This is a genomic window from Antarcticibacterium sp. 1MA-6-2, from assembly GCF_021535135.1.
In the GTDB taxonomy this organism is placed as follows: Bacteria; Bacteroidota; Bacteroidia; order Flavobacteriales; family Flavobacteriaceae; genus Gillisia.
Genome location: NZ_CP091036.1, coordinates 2,204,926 through 2,220,360, shown reverse-complemented (window position 1 = coordinate 2,220,360; position 15,435 = coordinate 2,204,926). Strand labels below are relative to the sequence as shown.

Annotated in this window: 20 protein-coding genes and 3 pseudogenes; 8 read left to right on the top strand and 15 right to left on the bottom strand. The window is 40.1% G+C overall.

Translation table 11 applies throughout. The features are described from left to right. Positions 1-33 precede the first annotated feature (33 nt). The 5 genes and pseudogenes from LZ575_RS11265 to LZ575_RS11245 form a co-directional block, all read right to left on the bottom strand. Positions 34-1,688: pseudogene (locus tag LZ575_RS11265) on the bottom strand (bifunctional metallophosphatase/5'-nucleotidase). An 11-nt stretch (positions 1,689-1,699) separates the two neighbouring features. After that, a complete protein-coding gene (locus tag LZ575_RS11260) occupies positions 1,700-2,080 on the bottom strand; it encodes a DsrE family protein (RefSeq protein ID WP_235324683.1) in 381 nt (126 codons plus the stop codon). 52 nt (positions 2,081-2,132) lie between these two features. Next, positions 2,133-2,549: a DsrE family protein gene (locus LZ575_RS11255; protein ID WP_235324678.1), complete on the bottom strand. Its 417-nt coding sequence runs from the start codon at positions 2,547-2,549 to the stop codon at positions 2,133-2,135. Between the two features lie 2 nt (positions 2,550-2,551). Next, complete coding sequence (locus LZ575_RS11250) at positions 2,552-2,995, bottom strand: DoxX family protein (protein ID WP_235324677.1); 444 nt, start codon at positions 2,993-2,995, stop codon at positions 2,552-2,554. 82 nt (positions 2,996-3,077) lie between these two features. Further along, positions 3,078-3,371, bottom strand: coding sequence for a hypothetical protein (locus LZ575_RS11245; protein WP_235324676.1), 294 nt, complete (start codon positions 3,369-3,371; stop codon positions 3,078-3,080). A gap of 347 nt (positions 3,372-3,718) precedes the next feature. Here LZ575_RS11245 and LZ575_RS11240 point away from each other — a divergent pair, with 347 nt between their 5' ends. The 6 genes and pseudogenes from LZ575_RS11240 (at position 3,719) to LZ575_RS11215 (ending at position 9,702) form a co-directional block, all read left to right on the top strand. Continuing rightward, positions 3,719-4,933 (top strand): hypothetical protein, encoded by a 1,215-nt coding sequence (locus tag LZ575_RS11240; RefSeq protein WP_235324675.1) that lies wholly within the window; start codon positions 3,719-3,721, stop codon positions 4,931-4,933. A 72-nt stretch (positions 4,934-5,005) separates the two neighbouring features. Further along, positions 5,006-6,259 carry an MFS transporter gene (locus LZ575_RS11235; RefSeq protein ID WP_235324674.1) on the top strand — a complete coding sequence of 418 codons (1,254 nt, stop codon included), beginning with the start codon at positions 5,006-5,008 and terminating at the stop codon, positions 6,257-6,259. Between the two features lie 356 nt (positions 6,260-6,615). After that, positions 6,616-7,952, top strand: a pseudogene (locus tag LZ575_RS11230) (MBL fold metallo-hydrolase). Positions 7,953-8,089: 137 nt separating this feature from the next. Continuing rightward, entirely contained in the window at positions 8,090-8,893 is an 804-nt protein-coding gene (gene epsC, locus LZ575_RS11225; RefSeq protein ID WP_235324673.1) for a serine O-acetyltransferase EpsC, read from the top strand. Positions 8,894-9,294: 401 nt separating this feature from the next. After that, positions 9,295-9,495 (top strand): DUF1264 domain-containing protein, encoded by a 201-nt coding sequence (locus LZ575_RS11220; RefSeq protein WP_235324671.1) that lies wholly within the window; start codon positions 9,295-9,297, stop codon positions 9,493-9,495. A gap of 24 nt (positions 9,496-9,519) precedes the next feature. Next, a complete protein-coding gene (locus tag LZ575_RS11215) occupies positions 9,520-9,702 on the top strand; it encodes a hypothetical protein (RefSeq protein WP_235324669.1) in 183 nt (60 codons plus the stop codon). A 124-nt stretch (positions 9,703-9,826) separates the two neighbouring features. Here LZ575_RS11215 and LZ575_RS11210 read toward each other — a convergent pair whose 3' ends face one another. The 10 genes from LZ575_RS11210 to LZ575_RS11170 all read right to left on the bottom strand — a co-directional run bounded on the left by LZ575_RS11210 (position 9,827) and on the right by LZ575_RS11170 (position 14,140). Beyond that, positions 9,827-10,276, bottom strand: a complete 450-nt coding sequence (locus tag LZ575_RS11210; RefSeq protein ID WP_235324667.1) for an OsmC family protein — start codon at positions 10,274-10,276, stop codon at positions 9,827-9,829. A 52-nt stretch (positions 10,277-10,328) separates the two neighbouring features. Continuing rightward, positions 10,329-10,550, bottom strand: a complete 222-nt coding sequence (locus LZ575_RS11205) for a hypothetical protein (protein ID WP_235324665.1) — start codon at positions 10,548-10,550, stop codon at positions 10,329-10,331. Position 10,551: 1 nt separating this feature from the next. After that, positions 10,552-10,872 (bottom strand): rhodanese-like domain-containing protein, encoded by a 321-nt coding sequence (locus tag LZ575_RS11200; RefSeq protein ID WP_235324663.1) that lies wholly within the window; start codon positions 10,870-10,872, stop codon positions 10,552-10,554. A gap of 1 nt (position 10,873) precedes the next feature. Beyond that, on the bottom strand, positions 10,874-11,158 hold the full coding sequence (locus tag LZ575_RS11195; protein WP_235324661.1) for a rhodanese-like domain-containing protein: 285 nt from the start codon (positions 11,156-11,158) through the stop codon (positions 10,874-10,876). A gap of 278 nt (positions 11,159-11,436) precedes the next feature. Then, complete coding sequence (locus LZ575_RS11190) at positions 11,437-11,826, bottom strand: DUF302 domain-containing protein (protein WP_235324660.1); 390 nt, start codon at positions 11,824-11,826, stop codon at positions 11,437-11,439. Between the two features lie 98 nt (positions 11,827-11,924). After that, positions 11,925-12,257: an aspartate/glutamate racemase family protein gene (locus LZ575_RS22570; protein ID WP_255702605.1), complete on the bottom strand. Its 333-nt coding sequence runs from the start codon at positions 12,255-12,257 to the stop codon at positions 11,925-11,927. After that, a complete protein-coding gene (locus LZ575_RS22565) occupies positions 12,247-12,612 on the bottom strand; it encodes an aspartate/glutamate racemase family protein (RefSeq protein WP_255702604.1) in 366 nt (121 codons plus the stop codon). Before LZ575_RS22565 ends, LZ575_RS22570 begins: the two co-directional genes overlap by 11 nt. A gap of 178 nt (positions 12,613-12,790) precedes the next feature. After that, positions 12,791-13,306, bottom strand: coding sequence for a hypothetical protein (locus tag LZ575_RS11180; RefSeq protein WP_235330719.1), 516 nt, complete (start codon positions 13,304-13,306; stop codon positions 12,791-12,793). A 40-nt stretch (positions 13,307-13,346) separates the two neighbouring features. Continuing rightward, positions 13,347-13,943, bottom strand: coding sequence for an FAD-dependent oxidoreductase (locus LZ575_RS11175; protein WP_235324659.1), 597 nt, complete (start codon positions 13,941-13,943; stop codon positions 13,347-13,349). Next, positions 13,940-14,140: a hypothetical protein gene (locus tag LZ575_RS11170; RefSeq protein WP_235324658.1), complete on the bottom strand. Its 201-nt coding sequence runs from the start codon at positions 14,138-14,140 to the stop codon at positions 13,940-13,942. The genes LZ575_RS11175 and LZ575_RS11170 overlap by 4 nt, the downstream gene beginning before the upstream one ends. Positions 14,141-14,326: 186 nt before the next feature. Between LZ575_RS11170 and LZ575_RS11165 the strand changes: the two are divergent. Together LZ575_RS11165 and LZ575_RS11160 are read left to right on the top strand one after the other, a co-directional pair. Next, positions 14,327-14,886 (top strand): annotated as a pseudogene (locus LZ575_RS11165) (YeeE/YedE family protein). A 5-nt stretch (positions 14,887-14,891) separates the two neighbouring features. Next, positions 14,892-15,305, top strand: coding sequence for a YeeE/YedE family protein (locus tag LZ575_RS11160; protein ID WP_235324657.1), 414 nt, complete (start codon positions 14,892-14,894; stop codon positions 15,303-15,305). Positions 15,306-15,435 lie beyond the last annotated feature (130 nt).

Here is a 15,435-nt window from a genome sequence, read left to right as displayed (position 1 = left end):
CAAAATTGCCAGGCTTTTGAAAATTGAATTATTCTATTGAAATTGATATTCGGTTCCTGGTACGGTAGAAAAAGAGTTTGGACCAAGGTACTCACAATAAGCACGGCCTTCCAATTTTGGAGAGACAGGAGAGTTCTTTTGTAAGTACTCTTCTACAACATCGTGAATAGTATAATCTTTCACTTCCACCTCTTTCACATCGGGTATACGGCACAAATTATCGATTGGATCTCCGGGACGTACACAGGCAGAAATTGTATAGTATTTATCCATTTGCATGGGTTCTCCTTTTATAGTGATGGATTTAACACGCTCTCCCTTGTTACCCTGACTGTTGAAGTCTACCTCCATTCCGGAGAATCTTACCAGCCAACCACCAAACCTTTCTGTAGGTACCTGTGCAAAAGCATTATGCATTTCCCGCTCCAGCCAGTCTTTCACCTGTTGGCCCGTTACTTTTCCGGTTTTCACCCTTTCATTTACGGTAGTAAATTCCACAAGTTTGCGCGGGTGATGGGTGCAGGCTTCCCGTCTACAGGAACAATGGGATTTCCGAATCTAAATCCGTTGGAGATGGAAATATCGGCTCCGGTTTTCCATCTTGCGGCATCGGTGATCATATTGTCCATTGGATTCTCAACCGTAAGATATCTGTAAATGGGGGTGGCTGTATATCCTACAACAGTTTCCAGATATTCCTCATAAGGCTCCTTGGCTTTATCTACCAACTGTTGCAGGCCTGGGTCTGCAGGATATACTTCGGGATCCACTTCAATTAGTTCATATTCATCTCCCACCAGCTTTTCATCTACAAAATGCAACGTTAGTTTTCCAACGAAAGAACCGAAAGCCCCCGGTTCACTTACCTTGGCATATTTCCCCTGGATAAGCTCCCGTACCCGTTCGTGTGTATCATTCCCGAGGATATAATCCACATCTTTTGACATTTCCTGGTTAGCAAGATCCACCTGTTTAAAAACTCCCATATGAGTTACCAAGAAAAGCACATCTACTTCTTCTTCTTTTTTAACGGTGGAAATAAGTTCCTTCACCTCATCCTCGATCCCGCTAAAGGTCATTCCTTCACTAAAAATGGGATTTTGGCGCACTGGTACATCGGGATCATTAATTCCAATAAATCCAATTTTCACTCCTTCTATTTCCTTTGTCCAGTAGGGAGGGAAAAGCTCTTTTCCATCTTCCTCGTGAAACATGTTCTGAGCGATCACGGGCGTATTGTAATGGGTCATAATATCCATCATCCTGTCCTTCCCGTAGACTACTTCCCAGTTTCCGGGGATGATCAGATCATAGCCCATGTTACTGATGATCTCCGGGAAAATACTTCCTTCAGAGAGTGCCGCATAACCACTACCCTGGATAAGGTCTCCTCCATCCACGATCAGCGTGCGACCGGGATTTTTTTGACGCTCTTCTTCAAAAAGGGTTTTAATATTGGCCAAACCACCTCTTTCTTTAAAAACGATTTCCTCATTTTCCCAGAAGAGTTCAGGGTGCGGATCAAGTTGCCCGTGAATATCAGCTGTTTGCAGCACGGTTATGCTAAGGGTATCTTTACTTATCTTTTTCTCTTCTGAATTTCCCCCGGTTGCCTGGTTACAGGATGTAAAACTCACAAGTCCCAATCCTGCCAGAATCAATAAGGATGTCTTCAAATTAATTTTCATAGATGTTTTTTTTATAATTGTAAACTATAATAATTGTTGTTCTTCTGTAGTTGGATAAGATGCGTATAGGCGTGATCCACCACTTGAATATACTCGTGCAGTTCGGCCGGATTAATTCCCAGCCTGTCGAGGGATATTTTGCAGACAGAGATCGATACTCCTGCCGCTTTCGCTTTGCTGGTGTAGGCCTCCATATCTTCCTTATTGGTAAGCTCTTTGACGTTGGCCCCGTACATTACGATCTGGAAATCACCAAACTTTGCTCCGTCCTCTACTTTTAAAGCTTCGGCCGTAAGAATGATTGGTTGTAGCTGCGGGATCTTAGTTGTTGATACCACATAATTATTCATACCTTCCTGTTGATTTGTTTGCGCACTGCTTAGTAATAGCAAACATTATGAGCCCCATTAATATTCCTATTGATCTTTTCATAGTATCCTGTTTTTAAAGTGAAATGCTGGTGTAACCCTTCTTTTGTAACTGAAGGTTGTGTAGAATCCCATTTTCAACAACCCGAAGCTCAGGGGAAATATCTTTGCGATCCACTCCGAATTTTTTCAGTGAAAATCCGCAGGCAATAAGCTCAACATTATGTTCCTTAGCTTTATTGATATACTTCTGCATCATCTCTTTATCGCCCAGTTCTTTAACTGTTTGCCCACAAATTATCACCTCGAATTTTCCGAAGTTCTTACCGTCCTCCTGCGCCAAAGCTTCTGCAGTTAAAAATATGGGCTGGAGCTGCGGGATCTTCTTAGTTAATACTACATAGTTTTGCTGCTCATCCTGCACCTGTGCATTAACAGGGCTAGTTATAAATGTTAGAAGAAATACGATACTGCTTAAAAAATACATTTTCATAGTTATTTGTTTTTTACGCTCAATTCGGGTTGAGCTGGGTTTGTGTCTGTTATTGTTTCTTTGGAAAAGTCATTAAGAATAAAAAATAATAGTCCGCCCATGATGGCCACGTTCTTAAACAGTGGTCCCAGGGTATTCGCCTGTCCTACCTGGATGGTAATGGTTATGGGTATTAGAACTGCCAGGAGGATTACTGCCGCCCAGCGGGTTTGGAATCCCACTAAAAAGGCTAGCCCTGCAACGAGCATTGCTATACCCGATAGAATTACCATTAGTTCCGGGTTTCCAAAGAAATAGGCAAATTTACTTAAACTGGCTGCGTCAATGCGCTGCGCCGTTTGCTCAACATTCATGAGGTGATTGGAGCTAGCGATAAGAAATATCCCACTAAGCATTATTCTCAATAAGTGAATAGAGCGACGGCTTACTGAAATTTGAGTCGTCATAAAAAATAGGTTATTGTTCGGAACCCCTGCAGGTTCTGAAAAAATTAGAATTATAATCTTTGATTAAAATGGGAAATTAAGCCTAAACTCGTGGAGGGGGATAGAAATTGTCTTTGGCAGACTCCGGTAAGGGAGGCGTGGTATGTGCGTATTTCCGATTTTGTTCAATTAGAATCGGGGACTCCCAGGTAAAAACTTCAAATTTAAAAGGAGCATTACAAAAAGAATCTATAGTAAGATCAAGAGATCTGTTATCTTCAGCTATAACCTTTGGCGATTTGCTGCCTTGTATTTTTACATTCTGCTTTTTACAAAAAGGATTTACGTAAACGATCTCATCGGAATCAAAAACAGCCACCAAAATTTTAGAGTCCATCACGAGAAATTTTCCGAAGAAAATAATGATAAAAAAAATCGCTATATAAAGTTTTTGATTCATACGAAAGTCAAATGTAAAAATTACTTATGTGTTGCTTTGTGACTTTTGTTACATAAGAGTGAATTTAATGATGTGTAACTTTTGTTACTGGCGATATGACTGAGTTTTTCCAGTTTTGCAACAAATTTTTTATTGTGAAGTTAAGTTTACTTTCTATCCTACTTTTCCTCTTGTTTCAAGTACCCCTTTTCTCTCAGGAGCATAAAATACAAATTGAAAACAAGCCTCTATTAGCGGACATCTTCAAAAAAGCTCATATACACGGGCATGTTCGCAATTATTTCATGGCTACAATTAACCAAGAAAATCTTTCTGATTACCACACCAATGCAATTAGCGGAGCCATAGGTGTTACTACAGGTAATTATAAAGGCTTTGAAATAGCAGTAAAAGGGATCTTCACCTATAAAACCTTTGGTAGTGATCTGGGGCTGGAGGATCCTTTTACAGGGAAAAATGCAAAATGGGAATATGAGCTTTATGATGTATTGAATAAGGGGAACTTTAAAGATCTTGACAGACTGGAGGAACTTTTTATAAGATATAGGTTTGCAGACTCCTATCTCTCCTATGGAAAACTTGAAACTGAATATACCCCTTTGCTCAACCACAGTGATGGGAGGATGAAACCCTTTGCGCATAAAGGATTTTGGGGTCACTTCAGTTTTGAACCGCAGCATATCATCAATGTGGGATGGCTCAACGGTATCTCACCCCGTGCAACCACAGAGTGGTTTGACCTAGAGGAAGGAATAGGCCTATTTTATAACGGTTTTCAACCTAATGGAGAGAGAGCGAATTACCACGAGTTCTATCCTGTAAATGGCATTGGGGTTTTTAATTACCAATACCGTGGAAAGAATTTAAAGCTGGCAATTTATGATGTATTTATTGATAAGTTGCATAATACTTTATGGACAGAAGCGGGTTATGATTTTAATGGCTTTAACCTGGGACTGCAGTACGTTTACCAGACACCAATGAAATTTTCTGAAAGCCTGGCTTATGAAAATCGTTATGTACAACCGGATGAAAACGGGCAGGTTTTGAGTTCACAACTGGGGTGGGGAAATAATCGTTTCAATTTTGCCTTTGCCTATACCCATGCATTTGATACGGGCTTGCTTTTTCCTAAAGAACTGGGCAGGGACAGATTCTTTACCTCCATTCCAAGATCAAGACTGGAAGGTTTAGGAGCTGCAAATGTTTATACCCTCAAAGGGGAACTCATTCTTTCCCAGCCTAATATTCATTTTGGTGTAGAACTGCAACAAGTTAAAGGAACCACACCTGGACAAATGCGTTTCAACAAATATAATGTAGATGAGTCTTTCCAGCTTAATACTCATTTTACGTATGCAGTTGACGGCTTTTTAGAAGGGCTTAGTTTTGACCTTCTTTGGGTTTACAGGGAAAATCAAAATAATAGGGATGCAGAAAGCATTTTTAACAAGAGCAATTTCAATCAGATAAATTTTGTTACAAACTTCTATTTTTAAAGAACTAATGGCTGTTCAAAGAAAGAAACAGCCTAAAATTTTATCTCTATAAATAGATTTCAAGCTATACAAATGAGAAATACAAATCAATTACAACTGGGGCTGAAAGAAAACTGGAAGCAGTTCACTCTCCTCGTCATAATTAATGCCTTTGTGGGGGGAATGGTGGGTCTTGAACGGAGTATCCTGCCGGAAATTGCCGAAAAAGAATTTCAAATGGCTGCCACTTCTGCCATTCTTTCTTTTATTATTGTTTTCGGGATTGTAAAGGCTATTTCCAATTATTATGCAGGAGCACTTGCCAATAAATTCGGCCGAAAAAATCTACTGATACTGGGATGGGTATTTGCCATTCCCATTCCTTTTATCCTGATGTATGCACCCAACTGGAACTGGATTATTGGGGCAAATGTATTACTGGGAGTCAACCAGGGCCTTGCCTGGTCAAGCACAGTGGTTATGAAGATCGACCTGGTGGGAGAAAAACAAAGAGGGTTTGCAATGGGTCTCAATGAATTCGCAGGCTATTTAGCGGTTGCAATTGTAGCATTTTTGACAGGGTGGATAGCGGGAGAGTATGGACTGCGTCCTTATCCATTCTACCTTGGTATCCTGCTTATGGTCCTCGGCCTGGTGATGAGTATTTTTTTAATTAAGGATACCCGGGGCCACGCAAAGAAGGAGGAAGGCACGAACACAGTTTCCCTGCTCAAAAATGTGTTTTGGGATACCACCTGGAAACATAAAAATTTAGGTTCAGTAACACAGGCGGGGTTAATCAACAATCTGAATGATGGAATGGCCTGGGGGTTGTTTCCAATCCTGCTGGCCGCCAAAGGCTTTAACCTGGAACAAATAGGAATTGTAGTAGCTGTTTATCCTGCAGTATGGGGCATGGGCCAGCTCTTCACAGGAAAAATGGCCGATAAGTTTTCGAAAAAAGACATGCTCTTCTACGGAATGTTATTACAGGCCATAGTTCTTATTATCCTGGTTTGGGCAGAAAGCATGTGGCATTTTATGGTATTAATGTCTTTATTAGGTTGGGGAACGGCGATGGTGTATCCCACCTTCCTTGCCACTATTGCAGATAATACCCACCCCAGGGACCGGGCCGAAAGTATCGGGATATTCAGACTTTGGAGGGATCTTGGTTATGCAGTGGGTGCAATCCTTACCGGGATCATTTCAGATCTAATAAGTATTGAGGCTGCAATTTTAATCGTAGGCCTATTAACGCTGTTTTCTTCCTGGATCATTTTCTTCAGAATGAAAAACAGAGATGTTGCTCCCGGCCTTTTTTCAATCTTTAAGCATAGCTCCTAGAGCTGATTTAAAAATTAAAGATCATGGTTGGCCGGAAAAGAACCAATAGTTAAGAAACTAAGAGTTAAGACTTATTCTTAGTATCCTGATTATCAATACTAAAGTTTTGCAAATCCTGTTCGGTAGATGAAAGAAGATGAAAGGCAGCCCCCTCAAGCATTTTTAGGACCACACCGCCAGTAATAGCAGAGATTCTGAGGAAAGAAGATCATTTTAATTGGAAAGTAATAAATTATATATTAACTGATTGTTCATTTTGCAGGATACTTTGGACTGTAACAATTGTTACTGCCAAAAGGCATTTAAGAAAGTAAATTTGTACCACAAAATAAAGATTAAATTAAAACAAATAGATCATGACAATAAAACAATTTAAAGACGACCCATTAGCGCACTATTCTTATGCGCTGGTAAGCGAAGGTAAAATGGCCTTAGTTGATCCAAGCCGTAACCCTGACCAATATTACAAGTTTGCTGAAGAGCATAATGCAAAAATTATTGCAGTCTTCGAAACTCATCCACATGCCGATTTTGTGAGTGGGCATTTGCAAATTCACCAGGAAAGGCGCCAAAATATATATAAGTGAGAAGGTTGGTGTAAGTTATCCTCACGAACCTTTTGATGAAGGACAATCGGTAAAGATCGGAAACATCAAAATTCGCCCGCTACACACCCCGGGTCACTCTCCGGACAGTTTGACCTTTGTTGCCGAAGATGGTAGTGAAACCGCATTATTCACTTAGTGACACCTTGTTTATTGGGAACGTTGGCCGTCCAGATCTTAGAGAAAAGGCAGGCAATATGAAGGCAAAACGAGTAGAACTTGCGAAGGCTATGTATAACACCATGCAAACCAAATTTAACGCCCTTCCCGATGATGCCCTGGTTTATCCCGCACATGGAGCAGGATCATTATGTGGTAAGAATATGAGTGCCTCGCCTTCAAGTACATTAGGAGATGAGCGCATGGGTAACTGGGCATTCAAAGAGCAGACGGAAGAGGAATTTGTAGAGGAAATTTTAAAAGATCAGCCCTTCATTCCTTCCTACTTCGGCTTTAACGTAGACTTGAACCGTGAAGGGGCAGGAAACGTACAACAGGAAAAATATCGTGTTCCTTTGCATATTGGAGTTTCTAAAGTAGAAGAGGGAATTACCGTTGTAGATGTGAGGGATGATGATTCCTATAAAGCGGGACATTTGCCAAACAGTATCAATATTATGTCCCGTACAGAAGGTGATAAATATGAAACATGGTTGGGAGCTATAATTGAACCAAAGGAACCTTTCTATCTTGCATTAAGCTCTGTAGAAGATATTGATGAGCTATTGGAAAGAACAGCAAAGATTGGTTACGAAAAACAAATGAAAGGTGTGATCACGTTGAGTGAGGATGTATCTGAAAAATCAGACAATCTTGACCTTCAAAATTTTAAAAATAACAAGGAGAATTTTACTATTGTAGATATTAGAAACGAGAGCGAACTGGCGGAAGGTAAGATCTTTGAAAACGCAGTAGGAATTCCACTGAATGAGCTTCGAAACCGAGCAGAGGAATTACCCAGGGATAAACCGTTTGTTGTACACTGTGCCGGGGGATATAGATCTGCTGCCGGAAGCAGTATTCTGGAAAATAAGTTCGGTGATCAAAAGGTATTTGATCTTAGTGAAGCAATTCAGGACTTTAAATAAAATATAATTATTTTAAAAAGAAAGAGGCTGCCCCAAAAAGGGGCAGCCTCTTTTATAAAATATCAGGAATAAAGACCTCAATGACAAGAAGTTTTCTCACCAGAGCCTTATTTTAGGTACTCACGAAGAAGCACATTATGGATAAAGACAAGATTATCGAGGAGATAAAGGCACAGAAGAGATTGCCTAACCTCCGGTTTGAGATTAAAGAAAGAGCGGAGGCTTTTACAAAAAAGCTATTCTTTACCTTGTTTGATGCGGAAACTCCGGTGGAGGAGAATATTGCGGCACTTGGACAGGAATTTCAGGAGTTGGCAGATATGGTGTGCTGGGAACCTGACCAGCCCTGCAGAGACCTATGGGTGAAATATCTTGAAAAATTACTAGCTATCCTGAAAAGGTTAAATCTGGATGCCCGGGCGATTGCAGAAAATGATCCCGCAGCGAATTCAATTGAAGAGGTTTACCTTGCTTATCCCGGTTTTTTTGCCATTGCAATACATAGACTGAGTCATGAATTGTACAATTTTGGAATGCCATTGGTACCACGTCTTATGGCCGAATGTGCACACTTACTTACGGGAACAGATATTAATCCTGGTGCCCTGATAGGAGATTCTTTTTTCATAGATCATGGAACAGGGGTGGTTATTGGGGAAACCGCCGTCATAAAAAACAACGTTAAAGTTTACCAGGGTGTTACCCTCGGGGCACTTTCTGTGGAGCGGGGATTTAGAAATAAAAAAAGGCATCCTACCATTGAAGAAAACGTCACCATCTACGCAAATGCAACCATTCTTGGTGGGAAGACTTTTATAGGTGCCAACAGTGTAATGGGAGGAAACGCCTGGTTAACATCTTCGGTTCCGGAAAATTCTATAGTGACTCATGCTCCTACAATCAATATCAAAAATTTTCAGAAAAAACCAAATGACTTATAAATTTTGTTTGTGATATTCTTCTAATAACATTGTGCTTAAGCGGATATAGATCTGCTGCCGGAAGCAGTATTCTGGAAAATAAGTTTGGAATCTAAAGGTGTTCGACAGTAGTGAAGCAATTAAGGACTTTAAACAGTGATAAAGTTATGTAATAGAATAAAAGAGGTTGTCCCAGTACAGTAGACAATCTATTTTTATAAAAAAAACAAGACTATCAATAGATTAATAAAGAATGATATTCAAAAATAGGAAATCAGCTTTCTCTTTTTTAATTTAAAGATCTTCTCGGCATTGCAGGAACTTTTGGCCTGGGAACATAATAAAAATCCCCTTTTAGCACCTTTAGGGCATATTTCTCGCGATCCAGTTCTGCATAGGTCCTTTTTTCCTTTGACCGGAAAATGGGTAAAAAACAATACTGGCACCCGCACAACTATGAGATCCTCTCTGGCCAATTAGTTGCTCCCGGCTTACCCGATGTAGCCGAAATAGAATTGCTGAACAGCAAAATGAACAGCTACGGTAAAACCTGGCATACCTGGAGTACAGATAAAGAAGATGAACTTCCCTTTGGAGATCCCGTGTTAGCCTGGTCATTTTAATCGGACGGGGAAGCAGATCCAGAAATGGAAAGTCAACGCAATGAAGCAATGGATATTGATCCAGTTGAAAAGCGCAAGCAGCGAAAAGACTTGATTTCCAAGGCAAATCCACAGGAGGGTATGGATGCAATAAGGGATAAATTCCCCGGGACTACGCAGTCTATTCCGGGAGTGGAGAGTAAGAATGCAAAAGATACACTGCAGTAATTAATTAGCAGAGTTTCCTTATCCGGGGAAAAGATTTATGATCGCTGCACATTTACATCCGGGAAACAATAAAAAATCCCGAATTTCAAAAAAGAAATTTGGGATTAAATCGATAATAGAGTGCTTAAACATTATGATTTTCAGCAATAAGAACTGTTGTTTCCATATGAACTTCAGAAGTTATTGAGTTGGATATAAGACAGGCTCTTTCGGCTTTGATCATGATCTTTTCTGCTTTTTCCCTGTCAACTTCATTTGGAATAGTTACTGCAGGTTTCAAAAGGATCTCTGTCATTGCAAATTTTCCATCTTTCTTATCCAGGAGACCTTCTGCAGGGCAGGTAAGGCCTTCGAATTCTAAATTGGAATTTTCAGCAATTGCCAGGAAAGTGTTCATAAAACAGCTGCTTACTGCGGCTGTGAAAAGATGCTCAGGGGACCATATCCCCGGCATTCCTTTAGGAAATTCGGGCGGGGTTGCCACTTCAATGATCTGGTCAAGTTCAGGAGAAGAAATCTCGCCTTTTCTTTGAGATAAATAAGTAAGGTCTACGTTATAAATATGTGGATCCATAAAGTTTATATTTATTTGATGTATAATTATACTGTAAAATTAAGGCCTATGTTTAAGAGGTCCTATGATCATGATCAGGTTTTACTTCACAGGCATTGTTTGCACAGGAACCCGAAGCACAGCCCAGACCAAAAACTCCCATTCCGGCAAAATAAAGCCCGGGGAGGGTGAAAGCCCACTCTCCATCCAAACCAGCATGAATAACCATAAGGAGTCCTATAATTACAAAGACCCATCTTGTCCAGGTCCAGCCGGAGAATATTCTTTTTCGCAAATTAGGAAGATAATTTATTATTGAGACTGGACCAGCTTCCACCATTGTAAACATTAGTAAAACCCTTTGATTTTAGTAAGCTTGTGGCTGAAGCACTTCGCATTCCCGAAGCGCAACAGGTAATAATGGGCTTTTTCTTATCCTTTGGGATTCCCGGATTAGAATTAAGGTTCGGTAACGGTATATTTTTAGATCCCTTAATGTGTCCGCCATCATATTCAGCTTTGCTTCTCACATCTACAATTACTCCGCCTTCTTTAAGCAGTTGATTATAATCTGGTGCCGGGGAAAAACCCAACATTTCTTTTAGTTTGTCGAACATACTATGCTTCTTGAGAGGTTAAATTATTCACTTCAAGCCAGGAACCTCCGTTTACACATTCCACACCCTCTCTGCTAAGGTAATTTGTGGCCTGCCCACTTCTGTTACCCGAGGCACAGCATAGGATTAACGGGGATTCCAAATCTTTTAATTCATCAAGTCTTAAGGGAATTTCGTTCAAGGGTATATTTACAGCTCCCACCACGCTTCCTCCTCTATATTCTGCAGGAGTGCGAACATCAACAATGGTCCCTTTCTTATTTTTTATTAGTTCTTCTGTCTTCATCTTAAAAATTTTATTTAAACTTCGTTTATTTTAATACTGCAAAAGGATGCAGATTTATAAGAACAAATTTAGTATTTAAGCACAGTTCCGTCAGTTACAAATGTTACATAACTGGCTATAAAACAGGGGTGACAAAAAATATTGGGGAAGGCTGAAACCAGGATTGACAGCGGCAAAAATAAGCTAGAAAAGGAATAAGCATAGAAATTAAAAGAAAAAGGTCCGGGAGAGTAATTCTCCTGAACCTTGAAATTTAATTACGAATCTTAAAAAAACAATTAAGAAAGCCTTTCAATTACAGTTTTTAGTTTAGATCGTACCTCCTGTGCGATACCTCCTAGTTCATCATTCTCTATTGCAGACATGGAGGCCACAGGATCTACTGCAGAAACTTCGGTCTTACCGTCTTCTGTTTCCTGGACTATTACGTTACAGGGGAGCATTGTCCCAATCTTACTTTCAGCAGAGATCGCCTGGTGGGCCATTTGCGGGTTGCAGGCTCCCAGGATCCTGTACTTCCTGAAGTCGACGTCAAGTTTCTTTTTAAAAGTTTCTTTTACATCAATTTCGGTAAGGATTCCAAAACCTTCTTCTTTTAGTTCCTTGGTAACCTTATCAATTGCCTCCTCAAATGAGACATCGAGTACTTTTGAAAAATAATAACTCATAGCTTAAATATTTGATTTTTCCATAAATTTACCTCTTTTAAACCGTCAGGAAAAAAAGTTGCTATTAATCTTATGTGAAGATGAGACTTTCAGAAGCTTTAATAATCAGCAAGGATAAAATCGGCAGCCATTTGTGCATGAAGGTAGGTGGTGGCGATCATTGGCAGATCAAAATTTGAGGTCTCAATAAGCATCGGCAGCTCGGTACAGCCAAGGATGATTCCTTCTGCTCCTTTTGCCTTGAGCAGCTCCATTTGCTTCATGAAAAAAGATTTGGCTTCAACGCTAAAGATCCCCTGAGTAAGTTCGGCAGACACGAAATGGTGATTTTGATCTAAATGTTGAGCATCGGGAATAATGGTTTCAATTCCGTAGTTAGTTTTTAGGTGCTTCGGAATAAAATCCCCGGTCATTGTGGGCTTAGTTTCCAAGAAGACCTAAAGTTTTTATATCCTGCTTCTTAGCCTCTTTCCCAATAGCATCGGCAATGTGAAGAACCGGAATATCTATTTGGGGTTGTACAAAGTCGTAAACCATATGCGGGGTATTGGCACAGATCACCAGAGCTTCGGCCCCGGCAGTTTCAAGGATGCGGGCGATCTCCAGGTATTTATTGTTGATCTTTTCCTTATTCTGCTCCCGCATGAGCTCAATGTTAAGGCTGTAGATGATCAATTCGGGATTGGCCTGAGCACCAATTTTCCTCCCAACCATCTCGTTGATGAGCCTGTAGTAAACTATGGTGGAATGCCAGGAGGTGCCTCCTATGAGTCCTATCTTTTTCATATTGTAAATTTTATTGTTCCTCTAAAGTTAATACAGGGAAAAAGGAGCGGAAGTAATATAAGTTTATAAAAACAAATCATAATCAGCTTCTTTGTTTGCTCTTTTTAAGAACGTTAGATAAGATTTAACCTTTCTCTGTAATATTTAATGAGAACCTGGATCGTTCTATTTTTCCTGATTAAAAGTTTTTGAAGAACCAGAATTTTTCATCCCACCATTTGGAGAAGTGTCCCCACTGGGCGGGAGTTTTCATTTTGACATCATTCTGCCCGGTAGCCGAAAATCTTCCTGCGGTCTCACTGGCTTTACCTTCGCCCGCTTCGATAAAGTATTTTCCTTCGGGCACGAAAGTTTGATCAGGCTTCTGGTTAGCCAATTTTCTGCCAATATTATGAGCTACTACCGCTGCCTGCTGTCTTGCAAAAACTCCAATCTTTGGAAGCACAGCCCCTATGTCTGTTTTGAGGTGGGTGACATCTCCTATCGCATAAACATTTTCAAATTTGGTTTCCAGGGTCTTGTTATCAACATCTACCCACCCGGTATTTTCGGCTAATTCACTGTTTTTGACCACCCCGGGTAGCTGGTGCAGTGGAGTATAAGCCAGAAGATCATATGCATAAGTTTCTCCGTTACTGAATTCCATTGCGTTTCCTGAAACAGCTTTCAGTTCGTGATTTGGGAAATACTTGATCCCTTTCTTTTCCAGCAGTTCCTTTAGTTCGCGGGAAGCTTCAGCGTAAGCTGAATTCCATTGGGACGGCTTCAGGCGTATAAAGGGAAACTGTGGTGTTTTTTGGGAGGTTGTTTTTCCTTACAAAATCTTCTATGAGCATCGCAGCTTCATAAGGTGCCGCCGGACTTTTGAATGGAAGGGAAGAAACCAGAATGGCAATTTCACCTCCTCTAAAATTTTTCAATTCAGCATAAAAATCCTGAGCTCCTTTTAGGGTAAAGAAATTAAAGCCGTACTTATCGAGATTGAAAATATCTGCCTGTTCCACCCCCAGGGAAACTACCATGTGATCTCCTTTATATTGCTCTCCTTTTACGGTTACAGTAATATCTTCTGGATCTAGGTTTTCAATTTCCCCTCTAATAACCTCCAGGCCCGAAGCGTCCAGCTTGTCGGTACGCTCTGTGATCTCCTGTTGTTTGCTTTTTCCAACCATCACCCACGGGAGAGAAGGGGAGTATACGTTTGTTTCCTCTTTTTCAAATACAAGGATCTTTACCAGGTTGATATCTTCTTCGTTTCCGCTGTGTCTGCTCAGTTCCTTGGCAGTAACGATTCCGCCTTGTCCGGCTCCTAATACTAAGATGGTTTTCATCCCTGTCTATATTTAAGATTAATATGTTTATTATGCTGCTCATTGACCCGAATAGGTTCCGGGCGTAATTGATCTTCCGGATAAAAAAAATTGGATGAACAGCAATACTTATTTCCGGTTGTAAGGGATCCAGTATTTTTAAAATCCTGCCAAATTTCCTTCAGCAGTTCTTTCAGTCTATATATTTTTTGGTTCATAATTTGATTTTTAAAAAGTTGAAAAGTTTTATTTCTTATATACAAAGCAAAATTAGGCGGAAGCTACCCGCTTAGTAAGCCACTTTTGTTACACAAAGAGGCTGTATTTACAGTCCATAGTGTAACATTTGTTACTGTCCTATGATTAAAATCATACTTTCTTTGCACTCACAAAAAAGAACAAATATGGAATGGATTTTAGAACCCTGGCCCTGGTATGTTGCTGGGCCACTTATTGCAGGAATTATGTTTTTGCTATTGTTTGGAGGTAAGAATTTTGGAATGTCTTCTAATCTGCGAACGATGTGTACCATTGGAGGTGCTTAAGCAAAAAAGCAGATTTTTTCGCTTTTGACTGGAAAGCACAGCGCTGGAATCTGGTAGTGGTTGCCGGAACAATCCTTGGTGGATTTATTGCAGCAAATTTTTTAAGTACTGACACTGCAGTAGATATTAATCAGGAGACAGTTTCTACTCTTGAGAACCTTGGATTTTCAAGTGCCGGAGAAGCTTATCTTCCGGATGAGTTGTTTGCTACAAATGCATTAACAGACCCTAAATCCCTGGTTATCCTATTAATTGGTGGCTTATTGATTGGGTTTGGAGCGCGGTACGCGGGAGGTTGTACTTCTGGTCATGCGATTTCAGGATTGAGTAATTTACAATTACCTTCTTTAATAGCCGTTGTTGGATTTTTTATTGGTGGAATGATCATGATCCACTTATTGTTTCCTTTAATTTTTTAAGAAATATGAAATATTTAAAATTTTTATTAATAGGTATAGTTTTCGGAATAGTAATGTTCAAGAGTGAGGCCGCATCCTGGTTTCGAATTTATGAAATGTTTCAATTTCAGTCATTCCATATGTATGGCATCATAGGATCTGCACTTGCCCTTGGTATTTTGGGCACCTGGCTTATAAAAAAATATACGCTTAAAGCCATTGACGGGGAGCCTATAAAATTCACCCCCAAGGATAAGAGCTTTAGCCGATATATGTACGGCGGTATCCTATTCGGTCTTGGATGGGCTCTTGCTGGATCCTGTCCGGGTCCCATTTATACTTTAATTGGTGCAGGATATATTTCAATACTTGTTGTTCTTATGGGAGCACTTATTGGTACGTTTGTTTATGGACTGTTAAGAGGAAAGTTACCTCATTAAAAGAATTTCCATATAGACACTCATTTTTAAAGTAGACAAACTTAAAAACCCTTACAAAAAATCAGTAGAATAGTTAAAGATGCGGGTCAGATTCTTCAGAATTAAAGTCTTTTCTGGCCTGTGTTATTTC